Here is a 12,593-nt window from a genome sequence, read left to right as displayed (position 1 = left end):
GGGTGGGTCAGCAGGCGAGGCGCGCGGCGAGATGGACCAGCTGGTCAACGCCGACGCCGTGCAGCTCGGCGACCACGGGTGTGCTGTCGCGGATGCGGGCAACCGGGTCAGCGGGCGGACAGACATAGCCGAACGGCCCCGTCGCTGCGCCGAAGGTGAGTTCGCCGTCGTCGAGCTGGTCAACGGGCGTGTACTGCACCAGGTGCGCAGCCACACGGCGGCCCAGACGGGTGCGCACATCGCGCAGCGGGAACCGGGCCGTCTCGGCGGCGGGCTCCGGCAGAAACAGCGGCAGCACCTGCTCAACGGAGGCGACCGGCCCGGTGACGGACAGGTCGCACGCCGGGTTCGCGCCGATGAGGGTCACTGCGTACCGCACGCCCTGGCTGCTCCACTCCACGAGGTTGCTGTTCGGGTGGCTGCCGGTGTGGTTGACCGTCGCAGTGCCGTGGGCGCGCACCGCGCTGCCGATCAAGTTCAGGTGCCGCATACGGGCGAGCCGGGCCTCAGCGGGCCGGTCGGCATACGCGAGGGCGGCAGCGTCGTCCAGGCGCGGCAGGACGAGCCGCAGGGTTTCGCGCACCACGGGCTCCGGCGCCATCCGGTCGAGGATGAGGTCCGGAACATACGGCTCGCGGTTGTCGAGCTGCCATGCGATCTCGGTGCGCCACGGGTGCTCGGCGAGGATGAGCGCGCCGGGCCGCCCGGCCTGGGTGAGGCGTGCGGCGGGGCGGGTCGTCCACCAGGCCGCGTACGGGGCGACCGTCCAGGCGTTCCCGTCGCGGTGCGGCAGGCGCTCGGCGACGCGGCGGGCGAGTGCCGGCGCGGCGGTCACGGGGGCGGTGGCAGTGGCCATCAGGCGGTTCCTTCGGGTCTTCCGGCGTTGCTCTCGCCGGGGAGTGGACCGGCAGGAGGCGGCTTGCGTCGCCCCCTACCGGGAAGGGGGCGGGCTACTTCTGGAGGGCCTGGTCGAAGCACGCGTCATGCGCCTCGTCGGCGGCCATGGTCGCGCCGTCGTTGATGGCTGCGCGGGCCTGGGCGCGGGAGTACAGCTTGGCCGGGGCGGCGTCGGCGTGGGCAGGGCTGCCAGTGGAGGAGTCGAGGATGGTCACGGGGGCGTCCCCTTTCGGTTCGGGTCTGTGCCGGCCCGGTTGCTCTCCGGGCCGTGGGGCCCCGGCCGGGCGGCCGGGGCGGGGTTCGGGCGTGTGGTCAGTCGGCGTCGCGGATGCTGTGCACGGTGTCAGCGACGAGTGCGGCGAGGGCGGGCAGGCCGACGGCGGAACACACATCCGTCAAGTACGTGCGGCTCTCGTCGCGCAGGTTCGCCGAGACGTACAGGTCGCCGTCCTCGTCGACGCCAAGGAGGAAGTGCGCACCCGGCTCGTCCTTGTGCTCGATGGTGGCGCCAACGCCCCACGGGGTGGACTCGGCGTGCCAGTCGGGGCCGAGGAGCTGCACGGCGGCGCGGCCGATGTCGGAGATGCTGAACGGGTACTCGGTGCCGGGTGCCGGGTGGTAGCGGCCGTGGTCGTCGTATGGGAGGGAGACGAGGTGCGCGTGCTCGAACGCCAGGATCGCGCTGAGCGTCATGATGGCGGCGGTCCGGCGCAGGGCACGGTGGTCCTTGCCGGTGGCGGAGGCAGAGGCGATGGCTTCAGTGGCTGCGCGGAGATGCCGGGCGGCCTCGTTCCAAGCCGGAGCCTGGGCGCGCGCTGAGGCGTGCTTCTCCATCGAACCGAGCCGATCGGTGAGGATGTCGGCGATGTCGCGGCGGTGGAGCCTGACGTACGCGCCGCACGCGGCGCGTGCCTCGGAAGCGAGAGGGATAGTGGTGCTGCTCATCGTGGTGCCTTTCGGGTCTGGGCCGGTTGCTCTCCGGCCGGGTGGGGCGCACCGGGGTGGTGCGCCCTGGGGAGAGGAGTGGTCAGCCGAGGGAGTCGATCAGTTCCCGGGCGGCGGTGGCTGCGGCGTCCTGGTGGTCGGCGCAGGTGGCGATGGTTGCGCCGAGGTGGGACACCATGCGGTCGGCGGGGTGCGTGACACCCCGGTCACTGACGTGGCACGGAAGCCGCCGGGTGCTCAGGCCGTACGCGAGGGTCGGGCCGTGCTCGTCGTGGGCGCGGCGCAGCGCTATGGGGGTGGCCGGGGTCGGGATCTCGACCACGGTCGGGGTGGCGGGCCGGTTGCAGGGGCGGGCGTTGTCCACGCGGACCTCTGCGGCCAGCCTCATCAGGTCGCGCTGGAAGGTGAGGGCGCTGGGGAGCCAGGCGTCCGTGGCGGGCTCGCTGGTGGCCTGCGAGAGCTGTTCGTGAACGTGGGTGAGGCGGTGCCGGAGGTCGGCCTCCTGCTGGGCGAGCGCGGGGGAAACGGGGTTGAGCGGCGCGAGCATCGGCAGGGCCACGCAGGTGAGCGGGGCGTCTATGTAGTCCGTGAAGTTCGCGGGGAACCGTGTGTCCGGGTGGAGCCGTGCGATTTCGCGGGCGTCGCTCAGCGCCTCGGCGGCGTCGGTGAAGCACGCGTTCGTGGTGATGCCGGGCGTGTATCGCTCGAACGCCTCGGCGGCCCGGTCCAGATGGGAGGCGATGAAGTGGAGCGCGGTGATGGTGGCGGGCGGGGCGAAGCGGTCGCGGGCGACGTGGGCGATGATGCGGGCGCGCAGGGCGGCGGCCTCGGCGGGGGTGAGCGTGGCGCGCGGGTTGACGGCGTTCATGTTGCGTGTCTCCGGGGTGTCTGGGGGCCGGGGCGCGGAGTGTGCGCCCCGGCGAGGGTGTGTGTCCGTCAGGCGGCGAGGGTGGCGCGGATAGCCTTGTACTCGGCCTTGCGCGGCTTGTAGTTCGCGACGATCTGGGCGACCTGCTCGGCGGTATAGCGGTAGACGGTCACGACGCGACGGGCACGGCCGTTGAGTGTGCGGCGGATACGGGCGGCGCGGCCCCGGATGCCCGCCTTGCGGGCCTGGGTGCGAAGCGCTTCGGCTGCTCCGGCCACGACGTCGAGCGGGGCCCCGGTGGCGATGATGTGGGTGGCCAGTGATCGGGGGCCGGTCTGGACGCGGCGGGCGGCGGTGGCGGCGGCGCGGCGGGCGCGGGCCTCGGCGCCGTTGGTGCGGGCGCGGTTGCGGATGAGGACGGCGGCGCGGCGGGAGTTGGCGGAAGCCATGGGGGTCACCTTCGGTTCGGGTCTTGTCGGCGGTTGCTCTCCGCCAACAACAGAAATACTACAGCACGCGTCACTGTGGGTCCAGTTTGGAAACGGTAAACACTCGACGAGCGCCTACTTCGTCGGGCCGAATCGACCCCGGCAGGTGTGCGCATCGCCCCAGTGGCGACGCGCGCTGTACGTAAGGTCAGCCCTAGAAGAGGGTGTCGGCCTGCGGCTGCTCAGCCTGGGCCCGACGGCGGGGCGCGGCCCGGCGAACGGGCGGCTCGTCGCCGAACAGGGCGGCCGTGCCGTACGCGTCCGGGGTAGCCGGCACACAGGCCCCGGCGCGCACCGCGCCCTCGTCGACGAGGGCGAGAGGCACGGACACGTCGAAGTCGGAGCGCCCCATCTGTCTCCAGTTGCGGCCCGTCACCGGTCCTCTCCGTTCTTCTCCGTGCGGTTCAGGTCCACCACGGTCATCTGCCCTTCCTCGTCCGTCACCTCGAACTGCGGCGGCCACGAGTCGGCGGCGTCGGCATGGCTCTTGAGCTGCTCGTACGCCAGCCGCGCTGCCTCCTGCGGGCTGGACGCCTCGAAGTCGGCGGACCACATCACGCCGTACGCCTGAACCGGAGGCTCGGCGGCGGCCTCTTCGGCGCGCGCCACGACGTCGGCGGGGATTACGGCCACGGGCCGATTGCGTAGCACGATCACGCACGGTTCGTCGTCCTCGGCGGGGGCGAGGCACAGGAACCTCCAGCCGACGTCCGTAACGCGGCTGTGCTCAGCGAGAGTCCAGACGTCCATGTCGTCGCACTCCTCGCACCCGTCGCACGGGCAGCCGCCGAACGTGTGCGGGTCGGCCGGGTACGGGGTGGGGACGTGCTCGGCCGGACGGACTCCGGTCCCGTCGGAGAACTGGGCGACCACGAGGTCACCAGCCTTCACCTCATGGGCGCGGACGGCCAGGACGTCATCAAAGGTGAGCCCGTACGGCAGGGGCGGGAAGTCAGCGCCGCTCGGCCGCTCGGAGAGGGTGAGCGTGTCGGAGCTGTCGGCGAGGGTCAGGGTGCGCATGGCGGGACCTTCCGGAGTCGGGGGTGTTCAGGAGGTGGCGGGGATGACGACCAGGAGTTCGTCGGCGTTGTTGAGCTGGCACACCGGGTCCAAGCCCAGCTCACCGCGCGGCCAGACAGTGAGCGCGATCGGCTCGGTGAGGTAGGTGAACGGGTCGGCGCGGTGCTGGCTGCACAACTCGCACGGACACGCGGGGTCGACGGGACGCGGCTGGGCGGCGTACGGGAGGCAGCCGTACGGCAGATAGCTGACCCCGGCGGCGCGCCCCGGATCGTGGCCGTCGACCTCCCCGAGCACCACGTCCCCGCGCTGAACGCGGTCGGCGCGGACGATGCGCACGGCGGCCGGGTCGAAGTCGTACGGATGAGCGTCGGCAGGGCGGGAACTCAGGCGCACCGGGCGCACGGTCGGGTCAAGTTCGAAGAACACGGGCATGGGAGTCCTCTCCAAGGGCGGGGCCGGGGTGCGGCGGCGCGGCTGCGCCCCGGCGGCGGGTGGTCAGTGGTGGGCGCGCCACTCGGCATCGAGGGCACGCAGGGCGGCCGTGAACTCGGGGGTGCCGGGTTTCTCATCCAGGTCGCGGACCTGGGCGCGTCCGTCGGGGTTATCGACCCGGGAACCGTCCGGGTTCCTCCAGCCGTACGCCGGGCGGCGGGCTACCGTCGCGCACAGCTCGGAGGCGGCGCCTGCGCCCTTGCACTCGTCGGGGACGGTGCGGGTGCCGCAGACGCGGTTGCCCATGGTGCGGCAGTTCCAGCCGCTCTCGTCCTCGTCGATCCGGCCATCACGGTTGTCGTCCCCGCGCAGGTCGGCCTGGCCGCCAATCCAGCCGTCGTTGTACGCGGTGACGATCTCCGTGTTGCTGGCGGGATGGTCGGCGCCGATCGCTTCGGTGCCGCCTTCGCCGGAGAGAACGGCGACGAGCCCGAGGGCGGTGGTGGCCAGCCCGGCGGCCAAGAGCGCTGCGGAGCGGGGGCGTCGGGCAAGAAGGCGCAGCTTGCGCATGGCGAAGTCCCTTTCAGGGCGGGTCTGTTGGTCCGGTTGCTCTCCGGGCCGGTGGTGCGGTCGGAACGTTACACACCCCGGCTAGAAAAGTACAGCGCACGTCGCGATGGCGTGACGACCGCTTGTGTATGTGGTGCTCAGGACTTACTTCGCGGCACGACTTCCCAGCGAGATGACCCGTGCTGTATTATTCAGGTGTTGGCGGAACACCCCGCCACACAGCCCGGAGAGCAACCGGGCGCAGACCCGAACCGAAGGGACACCCATGTCCGTCACCCTTGACAAGGCCCCCCGCTCCTTCACCGTCCTCATGCAGGACGGCACCGTGCACGGCGTACTCCTCACCCCCGACACCCAGGAAGACCGCGATCTCCTGCACTTCGACGCGCACTGGGGTGACTGCCTCGACGTGATCGAGGTGACCGCCGTTGACCGCTACGCCGCGAGCATCCGAGCCATCGCTGTCCACGACCGGGCGACCGCCATCGAGGACTACAAGAACCGCGGCGGCGTCAGCTACAGCGCGGCCCGGTCCCTCTACCGGGACTGCCGCGTATGGGCCCGCGCCCTGACACCTGCAGGCCGCGCTTCCTGGCTCGCTGACGGACTCCAGGGATACGCCCCTTTGAAGCACTTCGCACTCATCGAGGCCATGCGCGAGTTCGGCGAGCCCACCGCCTGACCGGCACGTACCGCCCGCCCCACCGGCGGGCGGTGCCGGCGCCGGGCGCACCGCCCGAAACCACGCCAGTCACACCAGTCCCGAAAACGCAAGGCAACGCTCTTACGCGTGCGCGCGCGTAGAAGGCTCTCAAAACTCGCGAAATCCCGTCGCCTCTTCCTTGAAAGGACCCCTTCTGATGACCGTTTCGACCATCGCGGCCGACCTGACTTCGGCGCAGATCACCATCACGCTCGACCAGTGGACGCGGCCCGTCGTGGTGTTGCCCGACGACATTGCCGCGCGGCTTGCCGTCTCCTCCCGTACGGGCGTGAAGGGCTACGGCTACTGCCACTTTGAGTCTTGCCGCTTCAATGCCGACACGTACGAGACCCGCGCCATCCGGGCCTTGTTCGAGGCCGTTCTTGCTGAACAGCCCGACGAGCAGGGGCTTGGCCAGTACGAGCGGTTCGGTACCGGCTACTTCTACGGGTGGATCGTCGGCGCCTCCGGCTGGGACTCGGCCGCGCGCACCTGGCGGAACCACGACGCCACCAAGCATCTGCACGTGGACGGCATCCACCTGGACCACAACGGCCGCAGCCACTCCGGTTCGTGATCGTCCGGGCGCCCGTTCCGACGGGCGCCCCCTCTTCCCCTGCCCCTGAGCGTGGCGCGCACCGCTGCCCGTCATCAGGCCCCAGCCAAGCGCGCGGCCACCGCGACTGCGCGGCGCATCGACTTTCCCAACAAGAAATCCAGGAAGGGCCATGGCCATCCACTTCGGACCGCCCATCGACCTCACCGACCTGCCGAACTTCCGGCAGATGGACTCGCGTCCCCGCCACCCCGTGTTCGTCGGCCGCGTCTCCACCAAGGACAACCAGAACCCCGCCTCGTCCATCCCCCGCCAAGTGGCGCTCGCCTCCGAACGATTGGAGGTGGACGAGGAGTTCGCCGCGTTCTTCTGGGACGTCGAGTCCGGGATGCTCCCCCCGGACCTTCGGGGCCTCGGGCCGCAGGAGATGTACGACGCCCTTGCCGTTCCGATCCCGCGGGACGGTGGCCTCCAGGACCTGGTTGACCGTGCCGAACAACTGGGCGTCACTCACGTCCTGGCGGAGCGCTCCGATCGCGTGGCGCGCGCCATGCTGACCAGCCTCACCGTGGAGCACGAGCTGGAACGGATCGGCGTGGAGGTGGTGTACGCCAACGAACCGACAGGCGGCACCGAGTCCGGGAGGCTGCGCACCCGCCGGTACAGCCAGGTCGACGCGGAGATCTACCGGGCGACGATGATGGAGATGTCGATGGGCGGGCAGTTCCAGCACGCCGTCCAAGGCTGGAACCACGGCTACCCGCCCTACCCGTACGTCGCTGTGATCGACGAGAACGCCCCGGCGCGGCAGCGGGGACGGTTCGGAGCCGAGCGGCCGAAGAAGAAGCTCGCTCCGCACCCTGACCCGCGCCGGTTCGACGCCGCTCGGGAACTGTGCCGCCTGCGACGGGAGGAGCACCTTAAGGCCGCGGACATCATCGAGGTCCTGGCGGCGGAGCCCGACCGGTACCCGATCGAGAACCGGTGGACCCACGGGCTGGTTGAGGGGCTGATCGCCAACCCCAAGCTCACCGGATACCAGGTCTACAACCGCAAGTCGCCCCGCACCGGACGAGCCGGGTCCTCCAAGCTGAATCCGATCTCGAAGTGGGTGTGGTCGCCGGAGGCCGTACACGAGCCGGTGATCAGCTTGAAGGAGTGGAAGGAGGCCCAGGAGGTCACCGCAGGACTCCGGGCCGGAGCCGACGAGGGTGGGGCGCTGCTGCGTATCCGCACTGCGGCCCGACAGAGGGGGCTCACCGTCATCGCGGTCACCAGCAGCGACACGCACACGCTCTACCGGATCGGGGGCCGGCAGGCGGTCTTGCCCAACCCCATCCCGGACACGGTCGTGCACCAGGTCATCTGCGACATGGGGAGCGCGACGTGAGCGAGACCATCGAGTGCCGGGCCGGCAGACGCGGTCGGACCTGGGTGGTGCACGTCCCCGAGTACGGGGTGTACGGGCACGGACGGACGCTGAAGGCGGCGCACGAGAACACCACACAGGGGCTCGCACTCGTCGGCGTAACCGCAGAGGTCAGGCTCATCCCGATGACGCCGGAGCTGGAGAAGCTGCGGATCGTCGAGGATGCCTACACGGCCGCCTTGATCGAGGCGGTGGCTGCCCTGGCCCTGCGGCGGACAACGATGAGCGACATCGCCCTGGCCACAGGAGTCCCGGCCAAACGAGCGAAGCAACTTCTTGCTCAGCAGGCGAAGGACTCGCCGCCCTCTGCGGACCTCAGCCCCGCCGAAGACGCGGATTGAGGCTCTTCACCACATCTCCCTATTCCTGGGTCCTTTGCTGACCACCCGCTGACACTCGTTCCCCGCCACCCCCAGCTGGGGGTCGGGTGTCGGCCACCTTGCCCCGTTCTCCCCGCATGCAGTCGGTGCCCGGACGCAGGCTCGCTGACCTGCGTGCGGGGCCCGTTCCGATCGGTCTGGTCACGTGCCAGGCCCCCACGTTGAGGTTCCCGTGAGTACACCTGCCAGCACACTCGCCCACCGTTCCGTGTTTGCCGTGCCCGAAGCGGAGACGTTGCTCGACACCGTCCGTTGGGTGTCCGGCGCTTGGCTGAAGAAGAAGTTCCCGCGCACCGCCGTACAGCTCGGTACCGGGCAGCACACGCTCGACGAGTCGTCCCTGCTTCTGTCGCAGGCTGCGTACGACGAAGGTGGCGCTGAGTACGCCACCCGCATCCAGCTCCGCGAGGACAAGGCAGAAGCGACGTGGCGCACCACTGTGACGGCCGTCCGCTCCACCACGGGCGACGGCGGCATGGTGAGCGTCGACCTGGAGTGCTTCCCGAACAGCGCGCAGACCTTCCGCACCAGCAAGCCGAACCTGATCCGATCCCTGCTGGTGGAGCTGGAGCCGCGCGACGGTATCTCGAGGCTGAGCGTCAACGCGCTGCGCGTCACTCACGACCGCGTGCACTCGCTCGTCGACGTGCTCTGTGATCCCGAGCGGCAGATGCCCACCATCGTCGCAGCGCGGCCCACACAGCCAGATCCCCTGTGGTCGGAGCGCGTGGCTGGCACGATGCGGGACGTCGCAGGGGACGCGTCCACGTACCTGCTGTGGGACCTGGCCGCGGTCGACGCATTCCGCGAGGCGATCGGCCACGACCACCGCGTTGGCCCAGGCTCCGTGCGGACGTTCCTGCCGCTCGTCGATCCGGCCTGGGCGCCGGACGCACCACGTCACCGGCTCATGGGGCCAGCACGGTTGACCGACCCGGCAGACCAGACGTGGCGTGGTGTCGCCCGCCGCGTGCACGCGCTTGTCCTGGAGCGTCCGCTGCCCCGGCAGCTCTCCGCCGTGGCGTTCCCCGACCGCGTCGCCGAGCAGCACCGGCAGGAGCGCCGTGAGTCCATGGACAAGGCCCGGCTGCTCACCTCCGTACCGGCGCGGCGGTCCGGCGAGCATGACGAGGAACTGCGCGCCGAGGTGACCCTGCTGAACGGTCTGCTGGAGCAGGCCGACAAGGAGCTGTCGGAACTCGGCCGGACCGTTGACCTGTCCGAGCGGGCGTACATGGCGATGCAGGAACAGCTCCAGGCTGTGATAGTCGAGCGGGACAATGAGGTCGGGGATCACCTGACGACTCAGGACGCGCTGTACCAGGCGCGGGTCGAAACGGACCGTCTCCGGCTACTGCTGCTGCGTCAGGGTCGCTCAGAGGAGGTTGTTGAGGCGGCCGAGAGCCTGCCAGGCCTCCCCTCGTCGTTCGAGGAGCTGTGGGAGCGCCTGGCGGAGCTGGAGCACCTGACGGTGACGGCGGACCCGCGAGTTGCGTCCGGGCTCGACGAGCATGCCATGTCGCGCACTTGGGCGGCGAAGGGCTGGACGGCGCTGGTGTCGCTCGACTCGTACGCCGCGGCGGCGAAGGCCGGGTTCAACGGCGGCTTCTACCAGTTCTGCATGACCCCGCCCGCGGGTGCGAAGCCGTACCCGGTCAAGCAGGTCGCCATGGCGGAGAGTTCGTCGACGATGGGGAAGTTCGGGCATGAGCGGTTGTTCCCGGTGCCCGGCGGGGAGCGCGCGGAGATGCAGGCGCACCTCAAGCTCGCCGTACGCGGCCGGATCGCGCCGCGGGTGTACTTCCTGGACGACGTGAAGGGGGCGCGGGGCGGGAGTGCCGGCCATCTGGTCGTCGGGTACATCGGGCCGCACCTGACCAGCATGATGACCAACTAGGCGGGGCGCGCAGCTTCGGCCCAGTGCACGGCACCCCGGTGGCTGGTAGCTCCGATTTCCAGGGGCCACCACCAACTAGATGACCCATGCTGTAATATTTCTAGCGTTGGCGGAGAGCAACCGCCGACAAGACCCGAACCGAAAGGGGACCATCGTGCCCTTGACCCTGACTCTGCCCACCGTGGACGAACTCACCGCCCTGTGCGGGCCGCTGCGTACCGTCCTCGCCGACTCCGGGCCCGTCGACACTCAGGCCGAGCACAATGCCGTGTACTCCCTGGAAGTCCTGGGCGGCAAGACGCTGCGCGAGTCCGTCATCAACGCCGAGGCCTGCCCTGCCCTGATCATCCGGCTCGTGGAGTACACCGACCCGGTCACCCACACCACGCGGTACGGCGTCGAGAAGTGGAGCGCCATCGGCTTCCGCACCGTCGACCACACGGTGCGCCTGGTCTCCGACGCCGAGTACGAGCGGCAGGTTCGCACCGAGTTCACCAGGCCGACCCTCCCCATGGGCCTTGAGCGGCTCACCGGCGGACTGGCCACCTTCTACGACAGCACCGACGTCATCTGATCACCCACCCGCACTGGGGCGCAGTGCGAACACCTCCCTGCGCCCCACCCCCCTCAGCGCCGAAGGGCCACCATCACCATGCCCATCGCATGCAACGCCTTGGGCCCCGTGCGTATGGCCCCCAAGGCCCCCACCCCCGCACACCCCCGCACACCGCCGTGCGCTGCTCGCCGCGCTCGCCGACGACAAGGGCCGCGTTCCGGAGAGCACGAGCCCCCGCGTCCTGGGCGCCGTCTATCTCGCCCGCTGGGTGACCGAGGTGACCAACACCGGCCGCGCCGCATGGGGGCGCACGACTGGTCGGGTACGACGGACCGGTCTTCCTGGCCATCAACAGCCGAGGGCGCCGGGCGCTGCTCACCGACGCCGGGAACACGACGCTTCGTGGTGCGGGGCCGGACGGGCGACTGCCGAAAGGGCACCCCCGTTGACCTGTGAAGACGAGGCCCTGGGATGCTGGGCCTGCACGGCTTTTGAGGCGATTTGAGGTGGCCGGGGTGCGTTGGCATGCGGTGGGAATGATATGCGCGCTGGTAGTCGCTACGTCGGTCACGAGCACTGGGTGCGCCCGGATGTTTGAATGCGGTGATGAGGGGGACCGGCCGGCCGGGCTCGCCCGCGAGGATATGGTCGGCAGCTACAAGGCCGACCCGTTCGGGACCATCACGCTCCGTCCCGATGGGACATTCCAGGCGAGCGACTGGCCGGAGTTCGATTACCCGAAGAAGCCGAAGCGCACCGGTGGCGGCACAGGTACCTGGACGCTGACGCCCAAGGACGAGGTCGTCGGCATGGACGACGACCTCAAGCTGGATTTCACGGACGGCAAGCAGGTCTGGAACCACAACTTCAACCACGCCGACGGCGGGTTCTCCTTCGGTGTCACCGGCAGCCGGGAGAAGCCCCGTATCTACCGATTCACCACAGATCCCGATATCTGCGAGTTCCATACCCTTCGTCACTCGTAGCCCAGCGCCGTCGGCGGAGCGTTCCGCGTCCGTTTGTCAGCGCACCGGCGCATCCTGAGGCCAGCCCCGGCAAGCGGAGCGACCCATGGGCATCGACTCCGGCACCGACCCGGACGCGGTCCTCGCAGTCGGCGCTGATGCCCAGGGGCGGGGGCGGGTGCCAGGTGCTGGGCCCGGGAGGCCAGGTATCACCTGGGTGAGCGGAACGACAGCCCTGGCCGTGGCATGGCTGCACGTCTACGGCCTCGCCGCTCACCGTGTCGAAACCTTCGCGATGGGCGGCGGCAGCAGCCCCGACCCGTACTTGCACGACCTGGTTGTCGGCGGCTGGGCGGAGTTCGACGACTTCACCGGGTGGGCCGAGCCCCGACCCCCGCTGGAGCGCCATCCTGGACGTGCCGGCAGACGAGTTCACCGGCGCTGCTGCGACAGGTGGCCGCCTACCCGAGCTGAGGGCCGCAGGCGCGGGCGACGGCGTCACGTCCAGACGTCCGGGCCGCCGCCGCGCCAGTGGATCAGCGCCGGATCATCCAGCCGGACCTCATCCGGATCCATGCCAGCCCGGCGCAGGAACTCCAGCAGATCGGCCACCCCGTACGCGACGCCGAGGATCTCCGCGCCGACCGTCACCCGCCGGCCACCCGTCGGCGACGGCGGATGGACCACGACCCGAGCGAGTCCGGACATGGATCCATGGTCCATCCGGACAGGTCCGGACGCATCCGGAGCCGCCGAAGGTGGCCAAAGTGCGGGATCCTCGCGCCCTCCCCATCCGGGCGAGGGCCCTGAGGGAGACGCCCCACCGAAGGGAGCGGCCACGGCGGCCGCGTCCACGTTGTGCCCGAGCGGATGCCCAACGGCCT

At 70.3% G+C, this 12,593-nt stretch carries 17 protein-coding genes; 7 read left to right on the top strand and 10 right to left on the bottom strand.

Translation table 11 applies throughout. The features are described from left to right. Positions 1–7 precede the first annotated feature (7 nt). The 9 genes from AB8O64_RS10885 to AB8O64_RS10845 all read right to left on the bottom strand — a co-directional run bounded on the left by AB8O64_RS10885 (position 8) and on the right by AB8O64_RS10845 (position 5,223). Complete coding sequence (locus AB8O64_RS10885) at positions 8–856, bottom strand: hypothetical protein (protein WP_370418955.1); 849 nt, start codon at positions 854–856, stop codon at positions 8–10. A 94-nt stretch (positions 857–950) separates the two neighbouring features. Further along, a complete protein-coding gene (locus AB8O64_RS10880; protein ID WP_370418954.1) occupies positions 951–1,112 on the bottom strand; it encodes a hypothetical protein in 162 nt (53 codons plus the stop codon). A 97-nt stretch (positions 1,113–1,209) separates the two neighbouring features. Continuing rightward, positions 1,210–1,842, bottom strand: a complete 633-nt coding sequence (locus AB8O64_RS10875; protein ID WP_370418953.1) for a hypothetical protein — start codon at positions 1,840–1,842, stop codon at positions 1,210–1,212. 82 nt (positions 1,843–1,924) lie between these two features. Next, complete coding sequence (locus AB8O64_RS10870) at positions 1,925–2,710, bottom strand: hypothetical protein (protein WP_370418952.1); 786 nt, start codon at positions 2,708–2,710, stop codon at positions 1,925–1,927. A gap of 68 nt (positions 2,711–2,778) precedes the next feature. Then, the gene (locus tag AB8O64_RS10865) at positions 2,779–3,159 is read right to left on the bottom strand and encodes a hypothetical protein (RefSeq protein WP_370418951.1); all 381 of its coding nucleotides are present in this window, start codon (positions 3,157–3,159) and stop codon (positions 2,779–2,781) included. A 193-nt stretch (positions 3,160–3,352) separates the two neighbouring features. Further along, positions 3,353–3,550: a hypothetical protein gene (locus AB8O64_RS10860; protein ID WP_370418950.1), complete on the bottom strand. Its 198-nt coding sequence runs from the start codon at positions 3,548–3,550 to the stop codon at positions 3,353–3,355. A 20-nt stretch (positions 3,551–3,570) separates the two neighbouring features. Then, the gene (locus tag AB8O64_RS10855; protein ID WP_370418949.1) at positions 3,571–4,218 is read right to left on the bottom strand and encodes a hypothetical protein; all 648 of its coding nucleotides are present in this window, start codon (positions 4,216–4,218) and stop codon (positions 3,571–3,573) included. Positions 4,219–4,245: 27 nt separating this feature from the next. Next, the gene (locus tag AB8O64_RS10850; protein ID WP_370418948.1) at positions 4,246–4,647 is read right to left on the bottom strand and encodes a hypothetical protein; all 402 of its coding nucleotides are present in this window, start codon (positions 4,645–4,647) and stop codon (positions 4,246–4,248) included. Positions 4,648–4,716: 69 nt separating this feature from the next. Then, positions 4,717–5,223, bottom strand: coding sequence for a hypothetical protein (locus tag AB8O64_RS10845; RefSeq protein ID WP_370418947.1), 507 nt, complete (start codon positions 5,221–5,223; stop codon positions 4,717–4,719). Positions 5,224–5,488: 265 nt separating this feature from the next. Between AB8O64_RS10845 and AB8O64_RS10840 the strand changes: the two genes are divergently transcribed. The 7 genes from AB8O64_RS10840 (at position 5,489) to AB8O64_RS10810 (ending at position 11,730) form a co-directional block, all read left to right on the top strand. Then, positions 5,489–5,905 (top strand): hypothetical protein, encoded by a 417-nt coding sequence (locus AB8O64_RS10840; protein WP_370418946.1) that lies wholly within the window; start codon positions 5,489–5,491, stop codon positions 5,903–5,905. A 178-nt stretch (positions 5,906–6,083) separates the two neighbouring features. Next, positions 6,084–6,503: a hypothetical protein gene (locus tag AB8O64_RS10835; protein ID WP_370418945.1), complete on the top strand. Its 420-nt coding sequence runs from the start codon at positions 6,084–6,086 to the stop codon at positions 6,501–6,503. A gap of 151 nt (positions 6,504–6,654) precedes the next feature. After that, entirely contained in the window at positions 6,655–7,872 is a 1,218-nt protein-coding gene (locus AB8O64_RS10830; RefSeq protein WP_370418944.1) for a recombinase family protein, read from the top strand. Beyond that, on the top strand, positions 7,869–8,252 hold the full coding sequence (locus AB8O64_RS10825; protein WP_370418943.1) for a hypothetical protein: 384 nt from the start codon (positions 7,869–7,871) through the stop codon (positions 8,250–8,252). The genes AB8O64_RS10830 and AB8O64_RS10825 overlap by 4 nt, the downstream gene beginning before the upstream one ends. 295 nt (positions 8,253–8,547) lie before the next feature. Beyond that, entirely contained in the window at positions 8,548–10,188 is a 1,641-nt protein-coding gene (locus AB8O64_RS10820; protein WP_370418942.1) for a hypothetical protein, read from the top strand. A 160-nt stretch (positions 10,189–10,348) separates the two neighbouring features. Beyond that, positions 10,349–10,762 carry a hypothetical protein gene (locus AB8O64_RS10815; RefSeq protein WP_370418941.1) on the top strand — a complete coding sequence of 138 codons (414 nt, stop codon included), beginning with the start codon at positions 10,349–10,351 and terminating at the stop codon, positions 10,760–10,762. A 497-nt stretch (positions 10,763–11,259) separates the two neighbouring features. Next, positions 11,260–11,730 carry a hypothetical protein gene (locus AB8O64_RS10810; protein ID WP_370418940.1) on the top strand — a complete coding sequence of 157 codons (471 nt, stop codon included), beginning with the start codon at positions 11,260–11,262 and terminating at the stop codon, positions 11,728–11,730. Positions 11,731–12,207: 477 nt separating this feature from the next. Here the strand turns inward: AB8O64_RS10810 and AB8O64_RS10805 are convergent, their stop codons facing one another. After that, complete coding sequence (locus AB8O64_RS10805; RefSeq protein ID WP_370418939.1) at positions 12,208–12,417, bottom strand: hypothetical protein; 210 nt, start codon at positions 12,415–12,417, stop codon at positions 12,208–12,210. Positions 12,418–12,593: the final 176 nt, after the last annotated feature.

This window comes from Streptomyces sp. QH1-20 (genome assembly GCF_041283565.1).
In the GTDB taxonomy this organism is placed as follows: domain Bacteria; phylum Actinomycetota; class Actinomycetes; order Streptomycetales; family Streptomycetaceae; genus Streptomyces; species Streptomyces syringius.
Note: the sequence above shows the minus strand (reverse complement) of the source record. Positions and strands in the feature narration are given on the sequence as shown.

Coding starts and splice junctions, on each gene's coding strand:
- AB8O64_RS10885 (WP_370418955.1), bottom strand. CDS start 856: ATGGCCACTGCCACCGCCCCCGTGACCGCCGCGCCGGCACTCGCCCGC.
- AB8O64_RS10875 (WP_370418953.1), bottom strand. CDS start 1,842: ATGAGCAGCACCACTATCCCTCTCGCTTCCGAGGCACGCGCCGCGTGC.
- AB8O64_RS10870 (WP_370418952.1), bottom strand. CDS start 2,710: ATGAACGCCGTCAACCCGCGCGCCACGCTCACCCCCGCCGAGGCCGCC.
- AB8O64_RS10865 (WP_370418951.1), bottom strand. CDS start 3,159: ATGGCTTCCGCCAACTCCCGCCGCGCCGCCGTCCTCATCCGCAACCGC.
- AB8O64_RS10860 (WP_370418950.1), bottom strand. CDS start 3,550: ATGGGGCGCTCCGACTTCGACGTGTCCGTGCCTCTCGCCCTCGTCGAC.
- AB8O64_RS10855 (WP_370418949.1), bottom strand. CDS start 4,218: ATGCGCACCCTGACCCTCGCCGACAGCTCCGACACGCTCACCCTCTCC.
- AB8O64_RS10845 (WP_370418947.1), bottom strand. CDS start 5,223: ATGCGCAAGCTGCGCCTTCTTGCCCGACGCCCCCGCTCCGCAGCGCTC.
- AB8O64_RS10840 (WP_370418946.1), top strand. CDS start 5,489: ATGTCCGTCACCCTTGACAAGGCCCCCCGCTCCTTCACCGTCCTCATG.
- AB8O64_RS10835 (WP_370418945.1), top strand. CDS start 6,084: ATGACCGTTTCGACCATCGCGGCCGACCTGACTTCGGCGCAGATCACC.
- AB8O64_RS10830 (WP_370418944.1), top strand. CDS start 6,655: ATGGCCATCCACTTCGGACCGCCCATCGACCTCACCGACCTGCCGAAC.
- AB8O64_RS10805 (WP_370418939.1), bottom strand. CDS start 12,417: ATGTCCGGACTCGCTCGGGTCGTGGTCCATCCGCCGTCGCCGACGGGT.